Genomic DNA, 17,284 nt, shown 5'->3' on the forward strand with positions numbered 1-17,284 from the left:
CCGCCAGCAGAAACGGCGCGCTGCAATGGGTGGGGAAAGGCTGCGCTTCTCCTCGCCAAGCCGTAGCGCAGATCCGCCCCGGACTGGTTCCGGCCCAGTGGGTCGCCCGGATCTTCGCGTCCTGACCTCACTCCGCCACCACCGCCCCCAGCACGTCCAGCATGGCGCGGGCCTTGAGCAGGCACTCCTCGTATTCGCGCTCCGGAACCGAGTCGTAGGTGATGGCCGAGCCGACCTGGAAGCTGAGGTAGCCGGTGCCGGCGCGGTACTGCAGACTGCGGATGACCACGTTGAAGTCGAAGTCGCCGTTGGGCAGCACGTAGCCGATGCTGCCGCTGTAGAGGCCGCGCCGGGTTTGCTCGTAGTGCTCGATGAGCTGCAGGGCCCGGATTTTTGGGGCGCCCGTCATGGAGCCCATCGGGAAGGTGGCCCGCAGCACGTCCACCAGGCCAAGGGCGGGGCGTAGCCGGGCCTGCACGGTCGAAATCATCTGCCACACGTGCCGGAACGGGTAGAGGCCAAACAGCTCGGGCACCTGCACGGTGCCGGTTTCGGCGACGCGGGCCAGGTCGTTGCGGACCAGATCCACAATCATCAGGTTTTCGGCCCGCTCCTTTTCGTCGTTCAGCAGCTGCTGGCGCTGCCGGGCGTCGTCGTCGGGGGTGGCGCCGCGGCCGATGGTGCCCTTGATGGGCTGCGAAACCAGCTGCCGGCCCGTGCGGCGCACAAACCGCTCGGGCGAGGCGCAGAGCAGAAACCGGTCCTGCCACTTGTAAAAGCCCGCAAACGGCATCGGCGAGGCTGCGTTCAGCTGCAGAAATGTGCTGACCGGCTCCAGCGCCACGTTTTCGGCGTAGAATTCCTGGCACAGGTTCAGCTCGTACACTTCACCGTCCAGAATATCTTCCCGCACGGCCGCCACGGCGGCCAGATACTCGGCTTTGGGCAGGCGCGGCCGCATCGTGCTGACCTGAGGGCCCGCCGCGGCCGGCAGCGGCAGCGCCAGAATGGCGTCGAGTATGCCCACCGTGTCGCCGTGAATTTCCACCGCTTCGGCCTGCCAGCGTAGCCAGGTCTGGGGAACGAAAAAGTGCAGCGGCGGCCACGCCAGGCCGTCGAAGTGCCGGCTGTGCAGGGCTTCGATTTCGTTTTTCAGGTCGTAGGTCAGCAACCCGCACCGGGGCGCCGCCGGGGACGCCTCGGTCAGCCAGGCCTCCAGCTCCGGCAGGGTAGCCGGCCCGGCCGGCGCGTCGGCGGCCACGGCCAGCAGCCGCTCGAAGGCGCCGCCGGGGTAAGGCAGCGCGTTGGACTCGTAATAGGCGCAGCAGGCAAACTGCGCGGCCCAGTGCAGGGCCTGGGCGCGAAATTCCTCCGGAGACCCGGGCAGCGCGGTAAAGGGAATGGTGAGAGGCAAGGGTTTTCTGCGTTGGTGGGACTTTGCTTTTTGCTCGTCTTCGGTTCCGGTGCCCAAAACTACGCCCGACGCCCGAACCGCCGGGGCTACCGCTACAACCCCGCCAGCGCCACTTTGGCTTTTGCGTCGGTGCTGTTCTTATACTCGTGCCGGGGCGACTCCAGTACCTTCTGAAAATAGACCCGGGCCAGGTTCAGCTGCCCGGCGGCCTGGCAGAGGTAGCCCATCTGCAGCGCCGACTGCGGCCCGAAGTAGTAGGGCGCCTTGCCGGCCAGCGTGATGGTCCGGGTATAAAACAGGCGGGCTGAGTCCAGGCGGCCCAGGCCCTGGTAGGCGCGGGCGCGGCGGTAGGGGTCTTCGAGCCGGTCGCGCAGGCCGGTGCCGGCGCTGGCCGCGAAGCCGCGCAGGGTGCCCAGGGCCTCGCGGTAGTAGCCGCCGTCGATCTGCAGGCGGGCGCGGGTGAGGGGGCGGCTGAGCGGGAGCTGGTCTTCGAAGAAGCGCTGGGCGTACTTATCTTCTTCCAGCTCGGTGCGGCCGGTGGTGCCGATACGGCGGCGGTACTGCTCGGCCGCCGGGGCATCCCCGCCGAGCCAAGCGGCCAGGTATAGCTTGAAGGCGGCATCCTTGCGGTAGTGCACGCCCAGGTACTGCTGCAGAAACTGCTGGTTTTCGCGCTGCGACGCCGCGTACTGGCCCTGGTAGAGCAGCAGGTCGGCGGCCATGTGGTGCAGGTAGGGCACGGGCAGGTAAGCCGGCCCGGTGGGCCGGGTGCGGTAGGCCGCCAGGGCCGCGCCGGTACGGTGCTGGCGCTTGTTGAGGCTGATAACCAGGTAGCTGAACAGCAGGTTGTCGGGCTCCCGGGCCGCCAGGCGGCCCACCAGCAGCACGGCGTCATCGGCTTTCTTGTAGTAGGTTTCCTGCACCAGGGCCAGCATGATCTGGGCTTCGGGCTGAAAATCGTTGGGCCGCTGGGCCGCAGCGCGCAGGTTTTGCAGCCCCAGCTCCACGCTGCCCGACAAGCCCAGCAGCTTCAGAAACCAGCGGTAGCCTTCGGGCAGGGAGCCGATGAAGAACTGCAGCATGCCCAGGGTTTTGCGGGCGGGCACAAAATCCGGGTAGCGTAGGGCCATGGCCTGCATCTGCTGGTAAGCCTGGCGCAGGCTCCACGCTCCCTGCACCTCGTGCTGGTAGGCTACCTGCGCAGCGGCCTGGTGCAGGCGGATTTCGGCCCGGGCGTAGTCGCGCAGGGCCCCGCGCTCCGCCGAGGCTTCCAGCGCTTCCAGGCGCCGGCTCTGGGCCGCGGCCACGGCGGCGTAGCGGCGGGCATCCTGCGAAATCATCAGCTCGGTAAAGTCGATGCAGTCGGCGACCAGCAGGGTGCCCGCCGCGTGCGGGGCGCGCTGCAGCTCCGGCTGCAACAGCCGTCGGGCCGATTCAGTGCGCAGCTTAAACAGCTCACCGTAAGCCTGCCGCGCAGCAGCAGATAGAGTGCTGGTTGAAATAACGGGCGGCGCACTGGCGGGTCGCGGCGGACGGGCGGAATCCTGGGGCGGCCGGGCGGAGCGGGCCACGGCCGGGGGCAGGACGCCCGCCAGCAGGCCGGTGAAAATCACCGCCCGGCCCAGTTGTGCCCATGTGCTTGCCCGTCCGTTTTTCACCCTGGATTTTCCATAAAAAAAGGAACGGCGCGGGGCCGTTCCTTCTTCTTATTCAGTTATCACCCGGGGGTGACTAAGCGACTACTTTCACGTCTACGTCGGCCAGCACGCGGCCGCAGTGCTCACACACGATGATTTTCTTGTGCGAGATGATGTCGGCCTGCCGCTGGGGCGGCACGGTGTTGAAGCAGCCGCCGCAGGCATCGCGCTTCACGGTCACCACGGCCAGGCCGTTGCGCACGTTGCCGCGGATGCGGGTGTAGGCCGTCAGCAGCCGGGCTTCGATCGGCTTTACGGCCTTGTCGCGCTCGTCTACCAGCTTCTTCTCATCGGCTTCACTTTCGCCCACGATGGTCTGCAGCTCGGTGTTCTTGTTGGTAAGATCTTTTTTGCGCTCATCCAGTCGCTGCTTGGTACCGGCGATGTCGTTGTTTTTCAACTCAATCTGGTACTGCGCTTCCTTCATTTTCTTTTCCGAAATCTGGATTTCGAGGCGCTGCAGCTCGATTTCCTTGGCAATAGCCTCGTACTCGCGGTTGTTGCGCACGTTCTGCTGCTGCTCCTCATACTTCTTGATGAGGCCGTCGGCGTCCTTGGCGTTCTGCTTGCGCTGCTTGATCTGGTCGTTGAGCGACTGAATTTCTTCGTCAAACTTGCTCACGCGCACCTCGTAGCCCGCAATTTCGTCCTCCAGGTCACGAACCTCTTCGGGCAAGTCACCGCGCACGCGCCGGATTTCGTCGAGCTGCGAATCGATGCGCTGCAGGTTCAGAAGAGCTTCCAGCTTGCTGGCAACGGGGGTTTCCGCGGAGGGGTTAGAAATCATATCGGACAGGGTTGGTGAAAGTCTGAGCAATTAAGACCGCAAAAGTACTCCCAAAGTTGGCGCCAAGCAAATCCTGGAACAGCTCGCCGGTGAATTGCTCACTTTCAAAGTGGCCCACGTCGCAGAGCATCAGCCGGCCCTCGGCCCCGAAGTATTCGTGGTATTTCAGGTCGCCGGTCACGAAGGCATCGGCCCCGGCGGCGCGGGCGTGGCCCAGCAGAAAGCTGCCCGCCCCGCCGCAGATGGCCACGGTGCGGATGGGCTGATCGAACTCGGTATGCTTGACGACCGGCACCAGCAGGGCCGTGCGCAGCCGCCGGCGGAACTCGGCGGGGCTCAGCGCCTCCGCCAGCTCGCCCACCATGCCGGAGCCCACGCCCTGGTGCACGTTTTCCAGCCGGATCAGCTCGTAGGCTACTTCCTCGTAAGGGTGCGCCTGCCGAAGCGCGCTCAGTGCCTTGCTCTGCAAATGCAACGGTAGCAGCACTTCCAGGCGCTGCTCGGCAGTGGTTTCGGGCCGGCCCACCGCGCCCTGAAACGGGGTGGTGCCCGCGCCCGGGGTAAAGGTGCCCACGCCGTCGGAGCGGAAGCTGCAGTCGGAATAGTCGCCGATCTGGCCGGCGCCGGCGGCGTACAGCGCCTGCAGCACGGCCTGGGTATGGGCGGCGGGCACGTAGGTGATGAGCTTGGCCAGCAGACCGGGTTTGGGGTCCAGCGTGCGCAGGTTGCGCAGGCCCAGCTTGTCGGCCAGCTTGCGGTTTACGCCGTGGCGCACGTTGTCGAGGTTGGTGTGGGCGGCGTAGATGGCCACGTCGTTTTTGATGGCCTTGATCAGGGTCTGCTCCACCTCGTTGGCCCCGGTGAGGCGCTTGAGCGGCTTGAACACCACCGGATGGTGGGCCACCACCACGTTGCAGCCGCGCCGGATGGCCTCGTCGACGACGGCCGGGGTGCAGTCCAGGGCAATGAGGACGCCGGTGATTTCGGCTTGCGGGTCGCCGCACTGCAGGCCGGCATTGTCGTAGGATTCCTGGTAGGCGAGGGGGGCGGCCTGTTCGAGGACGCGGGCAAGGTCAGCAACGGTAGGCATGCGGCAGAAGAGTAGGTAGTCGGCCAAAAGTAACGATGCCGGCGTGCCCGCCGGCCCAAAAGCTCCCGCTCCGCCGGCGAGTAGCGCCGGGGCATAGCGGGTCACAGCGCGCTACGCCGCCGTCCGGGCCGCCTGCAATACCGCCGCGTAGCGCGCCACGTGGGCGGGCAGGTCGCGGCGTCGGTACTGCATCAGGTAGCGGGGGTGGTCGAGGATGTGGATCTGGTCGAAGAGCTGCAGCTCTTTATTAAAGCGGGTCAGGAACTCCCCGTTGCGGCGGCCCAGGCACACGGCCACGTGCCGGTGCAGCCCGACTTCGAGCACCTGCTTTTGCAGCGAGAGGTGAATAGCGGGCGTCAGGGCTTTGGTCAGGGCCGGGGCGTCGTAGTAGTTGTAGTTGCGCTCCTGGCGCAGCAGCACCAGCGGGTAGAGGGAGCCGAGAAAGAAATCCTGGTAGAACGCGGCCGGCCCGCCCAGGGCGGCAATGACCTCATAGATGAACTGGCTGGAAATTTCCCGGTGCCGGGGCAGCCCGCTGGCAATGCCGCAGCTGTCGGCCAGCGCGACGGGGTCGGTAAAGGCCACGCCGGTGCGGCCGTTGCCCAGGCGGCCGGGGTTGATGCCCAGCAGCGCCACCCGGGGCTGGGGGCCGGAGTAGTAGCGGTGGGCAAACTCGGTGAGCAAGGCCCGCGGTCCGGGTTCCCGGTACGGACTCCGGGCCACCACCGCGTCGGGCAGGGGCGCGGCCGGCAAGGGGAATTCGGTGAGGAAGCGCAGCAGACGGTCGGCAAAAGGAGACATGGCAGGGCAGTAGGGGCTCCGGACATACGCAGCCCGGGCGCGGGAGGCCGGCCGGGCCCCCGCGCCGAATCGGGTTTCGGGCCGCGGCCGATTGTTCGCCACTGCCGTAAGGCGTACTTTTGCGGGGGCGCGTTTTGCGCCGCCGTTTCATGCCCCAGCCCCTTGCCTTTCTGCTGCTGCCCTTTGCCTGGCTCTACGCCGCGGTGCTGCGCGTGCGCAACTGGCTCTACGACAGCGGGTTGCGGGAGTCGACGGCGTACCCGGTGCCGGTTATCAGCGTGGGCAACCTGCGGGTCGGGGGCACGGGCAAAACGCCCCACGTGGCCTGGCTGGTACGGCAGCTGCAGCTAGCCGGCGAAAAGCCGGCCGTGCTGAGCCGGGGCTACGGCCGCCGCACCCGCGGCTACCGGCTGGCCGATGCTGCTGCCACCGCCGCCACCATCGGCGACGAGCCCCTGCAGCACTACCAGGACTTTGGCGGCCGGGTGCCGGTGGCCGTGTGCGAAGACCGGCGCACGGGTATTGCTACGCTGCTGCACACCCAGCCGACGCTGACGGCCATCGTGCTCGACGACGCCTACCAGCACCGGCGGGTGCGGCCCGCGCTTACTGTCTTGCTCACCGAGCAGCAGCGCCCGTTTTATCAGGACTGCGTGCTGCCCGCCGGCCGCCTGCGTGAAAGCCGTAGCGGGGCGCGGCGCGCCGACGTGGTTATCGTGACCAAGTGCGCCGCCGACCTCTCGGCGCAGCAGCAGGCGCAGCTGGCCGCCCAGGTCCGGCGCTACGCCCGGCCGGGGGTGCCGGTGCTGTTTTCGACCTATGACTACGGCGCGCCCGTAGCCGTGGGCGCCGCTGCCGCTGCTCCGGTCGGCCCGGATATTCTGCTGCTGACCGGCATTGCCCAGCCCGGCCCCCTGCGCGAGTACCTGGCCGGCGCCGGCTACCGAATCGGCTACCACGCCGCCTTTGCCGACCACCACGCCTTCACCGCGGCCGACATTGCGGCGGTAGCGGGGCAATTAGAGCCCGGGCAAAGCGTTTTTACGACTCAAAAGGACGCGGTACGCCTGCTGGAACCCGCCTTGCGGGAAGCCCTGGCCGGCCTGCCCGTTTTCTACATTCCCATTGAAGTCCGGTTTCTGGCCGACGGCGCCGCTCGTCTGCACTGCCTGCTCCCGCCTTTATTTCAGCCCCAAGCTGTTGTCTGATCTGCCGTTGTTTGTGAATCTGCGCCGTTTTCTGCCCGTCCGTCCGTGCCTGCTGGTGCTGGCGCTGCTGGGGCTGCTGCCCCTGCGCCTGCGGGCCCAGATTATCGACGACTCCACCCGGGTGCTCTACGGGGCCAAAACCACCCGGGTGCTCTACGAGGCCGATATCCTGCGCGAGCAGTACGAGGGCCGCGTTATCGACACCACGCTGACCAACATCCAGCAGCAGCGCACCTGGTTTCACGACTCCACCTACCAGCAGGACCTGGGCAACGTGGGCACGGCCTCGCGCCGCCTGCTGTGGCACACCAACACCGAGCTCGGCGCCCGCCTGGGCCGCACCGTGTTCGACAAGTACACCCGCCCGGCCGCTGCCCTTCCCTTTTACGATACCAAGTCGCCCTACACCTTCTTCCGCTACAACCAAAGCAGCGCCGGGGAGCAGGTATTTGAGCTGTCCTACAGCCGCAGCATCGGCAAGCGCATCAATCTGGGCGCCGTGTTCGAGCGGTTCGGGTCCAACAAGATTCTCAATACCAACGGCCGCGAGGGGCTGGTGGAGCACAACAACGTACGGGTTTTTCTGCGCTACCAAAGCCAGGACGACCGGTACCACGCCCTGGCCAGCTTCGGTACCAGCCGGCACCGGGCCGCTGAGCAGGGCGGCATTCTGCCCAATGCCCTGCTCGACAGCCTGCCGAAAGACCTCTTTGGCTACGATCGGGAGAATGTCCGCCTCACCCTGGCCATCAACCGCGACGACCGCGACCAGGGCCGGCTGGTGCACACCTACCGCCTGCTGGGCCGGGGCCTGACGGTGTACCACGTGTTGGACTACAGCCGGCAGCTCAACAAATTCACCGACACCTTCGCCAACGGCACCGGCGACGCGCTGTTTTATCCGCCGTTTCCGCTGCAGAGCACGACCGGCACCGACGACCGGGCCGAGCTGCGCCAGCTGGAGAATACGGCCGGCCTGCTGGGCCGCACCGACGCGGTGGAGTACCGCCTTTACGCCCGCTACCGCCAGTCGACGCTGGCCACCCGCACCCGCGTGGGCGACCCGGGCGTGCTGCGCTCGGCCTTCCGGCGCAGCCAGTTCACCACCCTGCCCGACAGCACGTTCGGGCAGCTGTTCGTGGGCGGCACGGCGTCCTTCCGCTACCGCAGCCTGCTGGACGTGCAGACGGCGGGGGAGCTGAAGCCCTCGGCCAGCCTGAGCCAGACCGAGTACTGGCTGCGGGCCACCGCCCGCCTGGGTCCGCTCACGGGGGAGCTGCTCAACTCCTCGTACGCGCCCACGCTCACCCAGCAGCAGTTCAGCGGCAACCACTACCAGTGGCCCACGTCGGCCTACCGCACGGATTTCAACAATACCAACGTCCAGCAGCTCACCGCCCGCCTCGACCAGAAGCTTGGTGCCCAGCGCTTCGGGCTCTCGGGCAGCGTGGTCAACATCGTGAACCTGGTGTACTTCGACCAGACGGCCCGCCCCGCCCAGCTCCCGGATGCCAAGCAGCTGCTCATCGGCACGCTGCGGCACCGCTTCCAGCTCGGCCACCTCTTCACCGACAACGAGGCCACCTACACCTACAGCGCCGACGAGCGGGGCGTGCGGCTTCCCCGCCTGGTCACCAACAGCAAGGTGTACTACCAAAGCTACATCTTCAAAAAAGCCTTGTTCAGCCAAGTGGGCGTGGAGCTCTACTACCAGTCGCAGTTCCGGGGCTACGCCTACAGCCCCAGCACCCAGCAGTTTTACCTGCAGGATGCCTTCACCATCCGCAGCTATCCGCTGGCCGACGTGTACCTGAACACGGACATCAAAACCGTGTCGCTGTTTCTGAAAATGGCCTACGTCAACCAGTTTCTGGGCGGGCAGGACGGCTATTTTGCCTCACCCTATTACACCGGCCTGCCGCGCCGCTTCCAGTTCGGCATCCGGTGGCAGTTTTTCGATTAACGCCCCGCCGCCCCCCCGTGCGGTCCGCCTACGCTTCGCCTATGGAACCCCAGCCCGCTTTCAACTCCTCCGAGCCCAAGGAGAAGACCATCCTCAAGCTCAAGCTCAACACCGACCCGCGATGGGTGGATATTGCCAGCAAAAACATCGAGGACATCCTCGTCGACCACGCCTACTGCGAGCAGAAGGCGGCCAGCACCGGCATTTCCCTCATCGTGAAGTACCCCGACAAAACCCGCCTCGTGGATGAGCTGACGGCGTTGGTCGCCGAGGAGTGGGCCCACTTCGAGCGGGTGCTGCTCGAGCTGCGCAAGCGCGGCTACGAGCTGGGCCCCCAGCGCCGCGACGAGTACGTGGTGCAGCTGCTGACCCACGTGCGCCGCGGCGACCACCGCGACCGGCAGCTGATGGATATGCTGCTGGTATCGGCCCTGATTGAGGCGCGCAGCTGCGAGCGGTTCAAGCTGCTCTGGCAGCACATTCCCGACCCCGACCTGAGCAAGTTCTACTACGAGCTGATGGTGTCGGAAGCCGCGCATTTCGTGGCCTACGTAGACCTGGCCAAGGAGTACCGCGCCCCCCAGGAAGTGGAGGCCCGCCTGCAGGAGCTGCTCAAGATTGAGGGTGAAATCATTACCAGCCTACCCGTGCGCGACGACCGGATGCACTAAAAACGCACTTCCTATATATAGATTAACCAAGAATGAATTGGCTGCCTGGTATGGTAGCTCAACTAAATCATAGTACTTTTCCGATTATGAAAGCAGTATACCTATTCCTGGTTGGTATGTCGCTGGCCTCACTGGCCTGCGGGCAGAGCCCGGCCCCGGCCGCAAAGGTTGATTTTTGCGGGCAGCAGTTCGAGGTGCCGGCCGGGGCCGCGCTGGTTTCCCCCTATGAGGTGAAGGGCAGCGACTTCGACATCCTGCTGGTGTACCTCAACTACAATGCCCTGCGTACCGGGCCGGCCGAGTACGCCCAGAATCGCCGCAAAAAGCTGAAAGGCGAGCCGCTGCAGGAAATAAATTGCTTTATTCAGGATGCGCCGGCCAAGGCCTACAAGTTTGGCTACCGCACCGAATCCGGCATGGCCTACGAGCTCATTGCCTACGGCGTCACCAAAGGCCAGCCGGTTATGATCCAGCTCACTACCGACATTGACCCCTACAAAAGCGCCGAAATCCCGGCCTTTGCCCGGCAGTTCGTGCATCTGGAGAAGTAAGCAAGACGGCCGCTAAGCGCTGCAGTTAGTGAATAAAAGAAGCCCGTCTGATACGTCAGGCGGGCTTCTTTTAAGTACGGTCAACTAACCTTTACCTGGCGGGTTCGCCGGGCGGCGCCGTGCGCGAGTTCAGCACGCCGGCCGGTACCGACAGCTCGCCGGTGTACGGGTCGATGATGCCGTTGCGCTCATCCTCGATGTTGGTGGCCTGGGTGTACACGTCGCCGGCAATGGGGCGGCTGCGCAGCTCCCGCTTGAACTGGCGGATGCTCTCGTTGCGCTCTTCCCCGGCCTGGGGGCCGCCGTAGTCGGCAAAGCCGAAGCCGCCCCACTCGCTGACAATCAAGGGTTTCTGCCGGCGGTAGAAAAAGGCGTCGCCCACGATGAGGGGAAAGGCAGCGGTACCGATCATCTCGCCCCGCACGAGGCGGTCGAGCAGCTCCTGCCAGCGGGGCAGGTCGGGCGTGTAGAGGTGGGCCGTGAGCAGATCCGACTTCAGCCGTCCCTCCTGCGAGATGTGGTGCCAGCCGTCGTTGTCGACCACCAGAAACTGCGGGTGCTCGATGAGCATGTAGTGGTAGGTGTCGGTGATGTAGCGGCGGGTGTCGGGGTTGGTGGCAATGTCTTGGCAGCCCCAGTCCTCGTTGTAGAGGCTCCAGATAACCACCGAGGGGTGCGACTCAATCAGGGTCAGCATGCGCAGCAGCTCCTCGCGGTGGTTCTGGCGGCTGCGGGCGCTGGAGGTGTGGGGGCTGGGCACTTCCACCCACAGCATAAGGCCCAGCTCGTCGGCCAGGTTGTAGATGCGCGGGTCGATGCCGGCAATGTGGACGCGCACCAGGTTGCAGCCCAGCTTCAGCATGGCGTGCATGTGGCGCTGCATTTCCTCGTAGGTGGCCGTGCCGGGCTGGTAGAGAATGCCGTCGAGGTAGGTGGGCTCGTTGTTCAGGTACACGTGCCGGCCCCGGGACTCGATCTTACGCAGGCCGAAGTGGGTTTCGATCTGGGCCGCGTAGCCGTCGGAGTCGATAAGCTCGGCCACCAGCTGGTAGAGGTTGGGCGCTTCCGGCGACCAGAGCCGGGCCCCGGGCATCTCCAGCACCACGCGCTGCTGCTTCTGGCCGGCTTCGAGCCGCAGCGGGAAGTCGGAGGTGAACAGGGGCGCGCGGTTTTTGGCCCCGTTGCGCTCAAACACGCGCAGGCGCAGGGTGTAGTGGCCGGGGTCGTGCACGCGGGCGGTCAGGTTGAAGCGCACGAGCTGGTCTTCCACCACGCTGTCGACGGCCAGGCGGGAGCGGAGGCGGTTGCGCTCCACCATCTCGAGCCACACGCTGCGCACGGCCCCGGTGTAGGTCTGGTACCAGATGCCGCCGCGCTTGTAGATGTGGGATTCCTGCTTGCCGCGGGTGGTTTCGGCGTCCATCGTGTCGGCAATGCGCACGGTGAGGCGGTTCACGAGGTGCAGGTTTTCCTCGCGCAGCTCGTAGGAAAACGAGGTGTACTCGCCGTAGTGCACGTCTTCGCCCTCGATGGTGCGCAGCTGCCGGCCGTTGAGCCAGACCCGGGTTTCGTAGCCGCAGGCCCCGAACGTGAGCTGAAACATGGAGCGGGTGAGGGGCTCCTCAATTTCGGGCAGGGTAAATTCCCGCTCGTACCAAGCCACCACCTTGTCCTGCCACACCGTCGGCTGCGCCTGGCCCTTGGCCAGGGCCAGGTGGGCCTCAATGGAACCCGGCCACTGGGCCACGTGGTCGTAGTCGTGGCCCAGGTGCCAGCCGTCGCGCAGGCCGCTGTCGTCGGGGTCGAGGCCGAACTTCCACTCCCCATCGAGCAGAAAATGGTTGTTGAGCCGCAGCACGGCCCGCGGCAGCGGGTTGATGGCCTCTTCCAGGGCCGGTGACTCTTCCAGACTGCCCGAGAGGCTGTAGTTGGTGTGCTCCGAATTCATACGACGAATTTTGGTGAAACGAAGGGCCGCGTGGGAAGGCGTCCTGCTGGCCTAAGATACCCCTCTATACGGTTTTTTGGTGCATTCCGGGTTAGTTTGGCTGAACTGGGCGCCCCCGGCGGTACCCGCCAAGCAACAGCCCCACCGGCCGTGAGCAACCGATGGGGCCTGCAGAAAAGGGCCGTGGAGGCCAGCCGGAGTTAAAAGCGCACTGTAAACGTGCCGTTGGTGACCGTGACGTACCGGGCTGGGTAGGCGACGACGTCAGTGCCCGCAAAGCCAAAGCTGCCGCTTATCGTGCCATTGGCCACGCTGTAGCTGGTAATGATGAGCGTGCCGCTGCCATCGGCCACAAACTTACCCGTCTGAATGCCCCCGTCGAGGCGCCGCAGCTGGCCGATTTCGTAGGTTCCGCCCAACTGGTAGGTGCCGTTGCCCCCAAAGCTGCGATACAAGGTCAAGCTCAGCTGGTCCCGCTTCGCGCCGCTGACGGCTTCGCCCGTGAGGGAAAGGGTGGATGCCGCCCCGTCGACCTGCCCACTCAGCACCGTAGTGGAATAAGACACGCCGTCGGCAATCCAGCTCATGGTACCGCTTTTGATGCGGCCATCGGAGGTGGCCACCACGGTGCCGGCCACCGTGGCAGGGCCCGCCAGCACGGAAATCTTCCGGGTGGCCGGCTCCAGATAGCCGGCGGCCGCTGTAAAGCTCAGCGTGTAACTGTCGGGAGCCAGATTAGGCAGCGAAAAAGCCCCGGTGGCGGCATTGGGCGTAGCCAGAAACGTGAGGCCGCCGGGGCTGGTAGCGGTAACGGTAGCAATGGCCCCGGCCGGGCTGATCGAGCCTTCTATTGCCCCGGTAATCGGGCCGGTGGGCGTCGGGTCGTCTTTGGTTTTGTGGCAGGAGGTGGTAGCAAATAACCCGGCTAAGACAATAAGAGCCAGCAGGCCCCAGGTACGGATAACGTAGGTCATTGGGTAAGGAGAAGAGGAAAAGTAGGGGGTAACGAAGAAGAGCCGGTCCCTGGCCGCTCCGGGCAGGCATAAAGTTAAGTCGCAAATGCGGGTTGACGCCAGCCCACTCAGGTCTTCTGCTTCTTCTTCTTGGCGGCCGGAAACAGGATGTTGTTCAGAATCAGGCGGTAGCCGGGCGAGTTGGGGTGCAGCGACAAGTCGGTGGGCTCTTCCTCCACCAGGTGCTGGTAGTCTTCGGGGTCGTGGCCGCTGTAGAACGTCCAGGTGCCTTTGCCCAGCGTGCCGTGCATGTAGCGCACCTCGCCCGAAGCCTTGTTGTCGCCCATCACCACCACGTCGGGCTTGATCAGGGGCTTGCGGAAGGACGTCGTCTGGCCCATGAAGCCCTTGACCGTCTTCTCGTGGTTTTGGGTGAGCATGGTCGGCACCGGGTCGTACTTGGCCGAGAAGGTGAAGAGCTGGAAGTAGTCGTTGCCCTCGTACACACCCCGCTCGCCGGGCTGCATGTCGATGTCGGAATACTCGTACTGGTAGGGGTCGCGCACGAGCTGGAAGTCCTTGAAGGCCAGGGTGCGGTTGTAGTTGAGCTTGGACTGGGCCTGCGGGTCGGCCGGGTCGCCGTCGTACATGCTTTCCACCATATCCACGCCCAGGCCGGCCAGGGCAATGTCGTAGGAGTCGGTGGCCGAGCACATGGCGAACATAAAGCCGCCGCCGGCAATGAACTCCTGCATCTTGACCGTCACGGCGCCCTTCATCTGGCTGACCTTGGCGAAGCTGTTGCGCTTGGCGGCGGCTTCGGCATCGTGCTGCTGCTGCTGGTACCAGGGCCGGTTGCGGTAAGAAGCGTAGAACTTGCCGTACTCGCCGGTGAAGTCCTCGTGGTGCAGGTGCAGCCAGTCGTACTTGGGCAGCTCGCCGTGCAGCACCTCGTCGTCGTAGATGGAGGTGTAGGGAATCTCGGCGTAGGCCAGCACCATCGTCACCGCATCGTCCCAGGGCTGCTTGCCCTTGGGGGTATAGACGGCAATTTTCGGCGCCTTCTCCAGCTTCATGATGTCCATGTTGGCGTTGGGGTCGGCAATCTGCGAGAGGATGCTGGTGTACTGGGCTTCGGAAATCACCTGGTAGGTGATGCCGCGCACAGCCAGCTCATTTTCCAGCCCGGGCACCACCTCCGAGGCAAAGGAGCCGCCGCGGTAGTTGAGCAGCCAGTCCACTTCCACCTGCTTGCCCAGCAGCCAGTAGGCAATGCCGTAGGCTTTCAGGCACTCCTTCTGGGCGTTGTCCATCGGGATGAACACGTGGTTGGCCCACGCGGCGGCCGGCGGGCCGAGCCAGGCGGCCAGCAGCAATAAAAAAGGCAGAATTCGCTTCAGGGCCATCAGGTGCTGCGGAATAACGAAGGGAAGATACGACAACCGTACACTGAACAGACGATTAGAATTCCGTAGGCGTTGCCGGGCGGGGCAGAGGCACCCGAACAAATGTAGCAAAACCGGGCGGGAGTTTATCGGAAACCGCCTACCTTGCGGGGCCGGCCGCTGATGCCAAATCGGCCTTTTCGCCGTTTGCAGCCGGTTTTGATCCTCGCTCACGGGTTAATCTGCCGCCACCATGCACCTGCTGGAAAACATCAAGGAAGCCTTTCGCTCCATTCACAGCAACCTGCTGCGCACCGTGCTCACGGCTCTCATCGTCAGCATCGGCATCATGTCGCTGGTCGGGATCCTGACTGCCATCGACGCCATCAAGTACTCGCTGAACGAGACTTTCGCCAGCCTGGGCGCCAACTCCTTCGAAATCAAGGCCAAGGGCTACACCAACCGGCAGCGGCGCGGGGGCGTGCAGGGCAAGGTCTACCCGGCCATTACCTACCTGCAGGCCACCCAGTACAAAGCGCAGATCGGCGACCAGGCGCAGGTGGGCGTGTCGGCCTTTATTTCCGGGGCTACCGAGGTGAAGGGCAACGGGCTGAAAACCAATCCCAACAACAACGTGGTGGCCGGCGACGAAAACTACCTGCAGATTCAGAACTACAACCTGGGCACCGGCCGGGCCTTTTCGCCGGCCGAGCTGGCCAGCGGCGCCAACGTGGCCATTATCGGGACCGAGGTCAAGGACAAGCTGTTTCCCAACCAGAGCCCGATGGATAAGTACGTCTATTTCCTGGGGCGGCGCTTTCAGGTGGTGGGCACGCTGGAAAAGAGCGGCAGCACCATGGGCGGCGGCGGGGCCGACCGGCTGGTGCTGATTCCGCTGGAAACCGGCAACCAGATGCCCCGGCAGCGCGCCCTGACCTACGACATCAAAACCGCCACCACTTCCCCCGACAACCTGACCTACCTCACCGGCGAGGCCACCGGCGTGATGCGCGCCGTGCGCCACGATGCCCTGAGCCAGGCTGATTCCTTCGAGGTGGAAGGCAGCGACTCGCTGGCCAACACCCTCGACGGCCTGTCGGGCAACATGCGCATGTACGGCTCCATCGTGGGGCTCGTGACCCTGCTCGGGGCCAGCATTGCCCTGATGAACATCATGCTGGTGTCGGTGACGGAGCGCACCCGCGAAATTGGCATCCGCAAGGCCCTGGGCGCGACGTCCAAGCAGATCCGGCAGCAGTTTCTGATTGAGGCCATTGTGATCTGCATGCTGGGCGGCATGCTGGGCGTGCTGCTGGGCGTGGCCATGGGCAACGGGGTGATGCTGCTCGTGGGCGGCAGCGGCTTCATTGTGCCCTGGCTGTGGATGTCGGCCGGCCTGCTGATCTGCGTGACCGTCGGGCTGGCCTCGGGCTACTACCCGGCCAGCAAGGCCGCCGCCCTCGACCCGATTGAGAGCCTGCGCTACGAGTAGGAGAGGGGCCGTTTGGTGAGTCGGGCGCATGAAACGCCGGATGAAAATCGGACTGGTGCTGGGGCTGCTGGGTGCTCCGGCAGCCGGGGCACATGGGCAGGCGGCGGGCAGCCGCGCCCAAGTGTCAGATGTGGCAACCACCGGGGAAGGCTCCAGATTTCAGATACCCCAGGCCGGCCCAACGCGGCGGTGGCCCGGCGCATCAACCGGCAGCTGCGCCGCTACATCACCAGTGAATTCAGCACGGTTGATTCGACGGCCAGCCCGCACCGGCAGCTGTACCAGGCCGCCCGCCAGTGCTGCTACGACGAGGAGCAGCAACTGTGGAGAGCAGGTGTGGATGGCCCTACCGGCACTGAATACAGCGTGCTCCTGAATCGGGGGGGGGGCTTGTCGATAGCGTTTCAGAACGAGTATCAGGGACTTCCGGAGCCGGCTACTCACCACCTCACGCTCGATTTGCGCACCGGCCGCCGACTTTCGTTAGCCGACCTCGGGGCCGACCCGCCCGCACAGCTGCGGCAGCGGCTTGGGGCCGCAGTTAGCCGCCGCCTGCGCGATGAGTTGGCTCACGTCGCGGCCCGCTACGGGGACCCGACGGTTATTGGGCACGTCGCCGAGCTATACCGGGCTCCGCAACTGGAACGCCACGCCCGCCCGGGGCCTGGCCACCGATATGGGCGAGAGTAGCGCTGAAGGGGCCGATTTGCTGGAATTCGCCCTCACCTCCGATGCCTTGCTGTTGTTCAACCCAATAGGGATGAGTCGGTATGACTTTGAGTTTCTTCCCGACGAAACCTACACGTTTCCTTTTGAGCGAATCCAACTGCAACCCCGTTGGCAACAGTTGCAGCAGCAGCGCCTCGCTGTGCCACGGGCCAAGAGGCAACCCAACTGAAGCCAGGATAAAAGAGAAATAACGATGCTTATTCATTTGGTGTTATATTGCGCCCCGTTAAGATCTTTAACTTTTGAATAAACAATGGAAACTACGGTAGGGCAACGGTTTACTCAATTGATTGCTCATTTGGGTATATCAAAAAATGCCTTTGCTGCTTCTCTGGAGAAGACGGCCACGGTAATACAACACCTGGTGGATGAGCGTAATAAGCCCGGGTTTGACCTTTTGTGTAAGGTGTTTGAGGTATACCCAAATGTATCAAAAGATTGGCTTCTGGAAGGCCAGGGTGGGATGCTGACGGAGGCTGCCAAAGTGGCTTCCAAGCCGGCCCCAGCTCCTGCCGGCGCGGCCACCCCAACAGGTGAAGAAAAAATAATTGCGCCTGCTCCTCCTCTGGCCGCGGAGTCCGGGGTAAGATCAGCG

At 64.6% G+C, this 17,284-nt stretch carries 14 protein-coding genes; 6 read left to right on the plus strand and 8 right to left on the minus strand.

The annotated features are described in order from the left end of the window. Positions 1-127: 127 nt before the first annotated feature. The 5 genes from ABD842_RS17945 to ABD842_RS17965 all read right to left on the minus strand — a co-directional run bounded on the left by ABD842_RS17945 (position 128) and on the right by ABD842_RS17965 (position 5,789). Positions 128-1,414, minus strand: a complete 1,287-nt coding sequence (locus ABD842_RS17945) for an anthranilate synthase component I family protein (protein WP_345116966.1) — start codon at positions 1,412-1,414, stop codon at positions 128-130. 92 nt (positions 1,415-1,506) lie between these two features. Then, positions 1,507-3,027: a tetratricopeptide repeat protein gene (locus tag ABD842_RS17950; protein WP_345116968.1), complete on the minus strand. Its 1,521-nt coding sequence runs from the start codon at positions 3,025-3,027 to the stop codon at positions 1,507-1,509. A 118-nt stretch (positions 3,028-3,145) separates the two neighbouring features. Beyond that, positions 3,146-3,898: a zinc ribbon domain-containing protein gene (locus ABD842_RS17955; RefSeq protein WP_345116970.1), complete on the minus strand. Its 753-nt coding sequence runs from the start codon at positions 3,896-3,898 to the stop codon at positions 3,146-3,148. Then, complete coding sequence (locus tag ABD842_RS17960; protein WP_345116972.1) at positions 3,888-4,988, minus strand: Nif3-like dinuclear metal center hexameric protein; 1,101 nt, start codon at positions 4,986-4,988, stop codon at positions 3,888-3,890. Before ABD842_RS17960 ends, ABD842_RS17955 begins: the two co-directional genes overlap by 11 nt. Before the next feature lie 111 nt (positions 4,989-5,099). After that, positions 5,100-5,789, minus strand: a complete 690-nt coding sequence (locus tag ABD842_RS17965; protein WP_345116974.1) for a uracil-DNA glycosylase family protein — start codon at positions 5,787-5,789, stop codon at positions 5,100-5,102. Between the two features lie 149 nt (positions 5,790-5,938). Here ABD842_RS17965 and lpxK point away from each other — a divergent pair, with 149 nt between their 5' ends. From lpxK to ABD842_RS17985, 4 genes are all read left to right on the plus strand, one after another. Next, complete coding sequence (gene lpxK, locus ABD842_RS17970) at positions 5,939-6,997, plus strand: tetraacyldisaccharide 4'-kinase (RefSeq protein ID WP_345116976.1); 1,059 nt, start codon at positions 5,939-5,941, stop codon at positions 6,995-6,997. Continuing rightward, the gene (locus ABD842_RS17975) at positions 6,990-8,960 is read left to right on the plus strand and encodes a putative porin (RefSeq protein ID WP_345116978.1); all 1,971 of its coding nucleotides are present in this window, start codon (positions 6,990-6,992) and stop codon (positions 8,958-8,960) included. The genes lpxK and ABD842_RS17975 overlap by 8 nt, the downstream gene beginning before the upstream one ends. Before the next feature lie 41 nt (positions 8,961-9,001). Continuing rightward, complete coding sequence (locus ABD842_RS17980) at positions 9,002-9,631, plus strand: MiaE family protein (RefSeq protein WP_345116980.1); 630 nt, start codon at positions 9,002-9,004, stop codon at positions 9,629-9,631. A gap of 116 nt (positions 9,632-9,747) precedes the next feature. Beyond that, entirely contained in the window at positions 9,748-10,182 is a 435-nt protein-coding gene (locus tag ABD842_RS17985) for a hypothetical protein (RefSeq protein WP_345116982.1), read from the plus strand. A gap of 91 nt (positions 10,183-10,273) precedes the next feature. Here ABD842_RS17985 and ABD842_RS17990 read toward each other — a convergent pair whose 3' ends face one another. The 3 genes from ABD842_RS17990 to ABD842_RS18000 all read right to left on the minus strand — a co-directional run bounded on the left by ABD842_RS17990 (position 10,274) and on the right by ABD842_RS18000 (position 14,489). Continuing rightward, a complete protein-coding gene (locus ABD842_RS17990; RefSeq protein ID WP_345116984.1) occupies positions 10,274-12,130 on the minus strand; it encodes a glycoside hydrolase family 2 protein in 1,857 nt (618 codons plus the stop codon). Between the two features lie 200 nt (positions 12,131-12,330). After that, positions 12,331-13,104, minus strand: a complete 774-nt coding sequence (locus ABD842_RS17995) for a hypothetical protein (protein ID WP_345116986.1) — start codon at positions 13,102-13,104, stop codon at positions 12,331-12,333. Positions 13,105-13,211: 107 nt separating this feature from the next. Beyond that, a complete protein-coding gene (locus ABD842_RS18000; RefSeq protein WP_345117049.1) occupies positions 13,212-14,489 on the minus strand; it encodes an asparagine synthetase B in 1,278 nt (425 codons plus the stop codon). Positions 14,490-14,721: 232 nt separating this feature from the next. On the opposite strand from ABD842_RS18000, the gene ABD842_RS18005 reads away from it, so the two are divergent. Both ABD842_RS18005 and ABD842_RS18010 read left to right on the plus strand, forming a co-directional pair. Further along, positions 14,722-15,960 (plus strand): ABC transporter permease, encoded by a 1,239-nt coding sequence (locus ABD842_RS18005; RefSeq protein ID WP_345116988.1) that lies wholly within the window; start codon positions 14,722-14,724, stop codon positions 15,958-15,960. A gap of 189 nt (positions 15,961-16,149) precedes the next feature. After that, on the plus strand, positions 16,150-16,650 hold the full coding sequence (locus tag ABD842_RS18010; RefSeq protein WP_345116990.1) for a hypothetical protein: 501 nt from the start codon (positions 16,150-16,152) through the stop codon (positions 16,648-16,650). The last annotated feature ends 634 nt before the right edge of the window (positions 16,651-17,284 follow it).

The organism is Hymenobacter algoricola, from assembly GCF_039539525.1.
GTDB classification, from domain to species: Bacteria; Bacteroidota; Bacteroidia; order Cytophagales; family Hymenobacteraceae; genus Hymenobacter; species Hymenobacter algoricola.

Bases quoted from the DNA above. Each gene is read 5' to 3' on its own strand.
- ABD842_RS17980 (WP_345116980.1), top strand. From the start codon at position 9,002: ATGGAACCCCAGCCCGCTTTCAACTCCTCCGAGCCCAAGGAGAAGACC.
- ABD842_RS17955 (WP_345116970.1), bottom strand. From the start codon at position 3,898: ATGATTTCTAACCCCTCCGCGGAAACCCCCGTTGCCAGCAAGCTGGAA.
- ABD842_RS17960 (WP_345116972.1), bottom strand. From the start codon at position 4,988: ATGCCTACCGTTGCTGACCTTGCCCGCGTCCTCGAACAGGCCGCCCCC.
- ABD842_RS17965 (WP_345116974.1), bottom strand. From the start codon at position 5,789: ATGTCTCCTTTTGCCGACCGTCTGCTGCGCTTCCTCACCGAATTCCCC.
- ABD842_RS17990 (WP_345116984.1), bottom strand. From the start codon at position 12,130: ATGAATTCGGAGCACACCAACTACAGCCTCTCGGGCAGTCTGGAAGAG.
- ABD842_RS18005 (WP_345116988.1), top strand. From the start codon at position 14,722: ATGCACCTGCTGGAAAACATCAAGGAAGCCTTTCGCTCCATTCACAGC.
- ABD842_RS18000 (WP_345117049.1), bottom strand. From the start codon at position 14,489: ATGGCCCTGAAGCGAATTCTGCCTTTTTTATTGCTGCTGGCCGCCTGG.
- ABD842_RS17995 (WP_345116986.1), bottom strand. From the start codon at position 13,104: ATGACCTACGTTATCCGTACCTGGGGCCTGCTGGCTCTTATTGTCTTA.
- ABD842_RS17985 (WP_345116982.1), top strand. From the start codon at position 9,748: ATGTCGCTGGCCTCACTGGCCTGCGGGCAGAGCCCGGCCCCGGCCGCA.
- lpxK (WP_345116976.1), top strand. From the start codon at position 5,939: ATGCCCCAGCCCCTTGCCTTTCTGCTGCTGCCCTTTGCCTGGCTCTAC.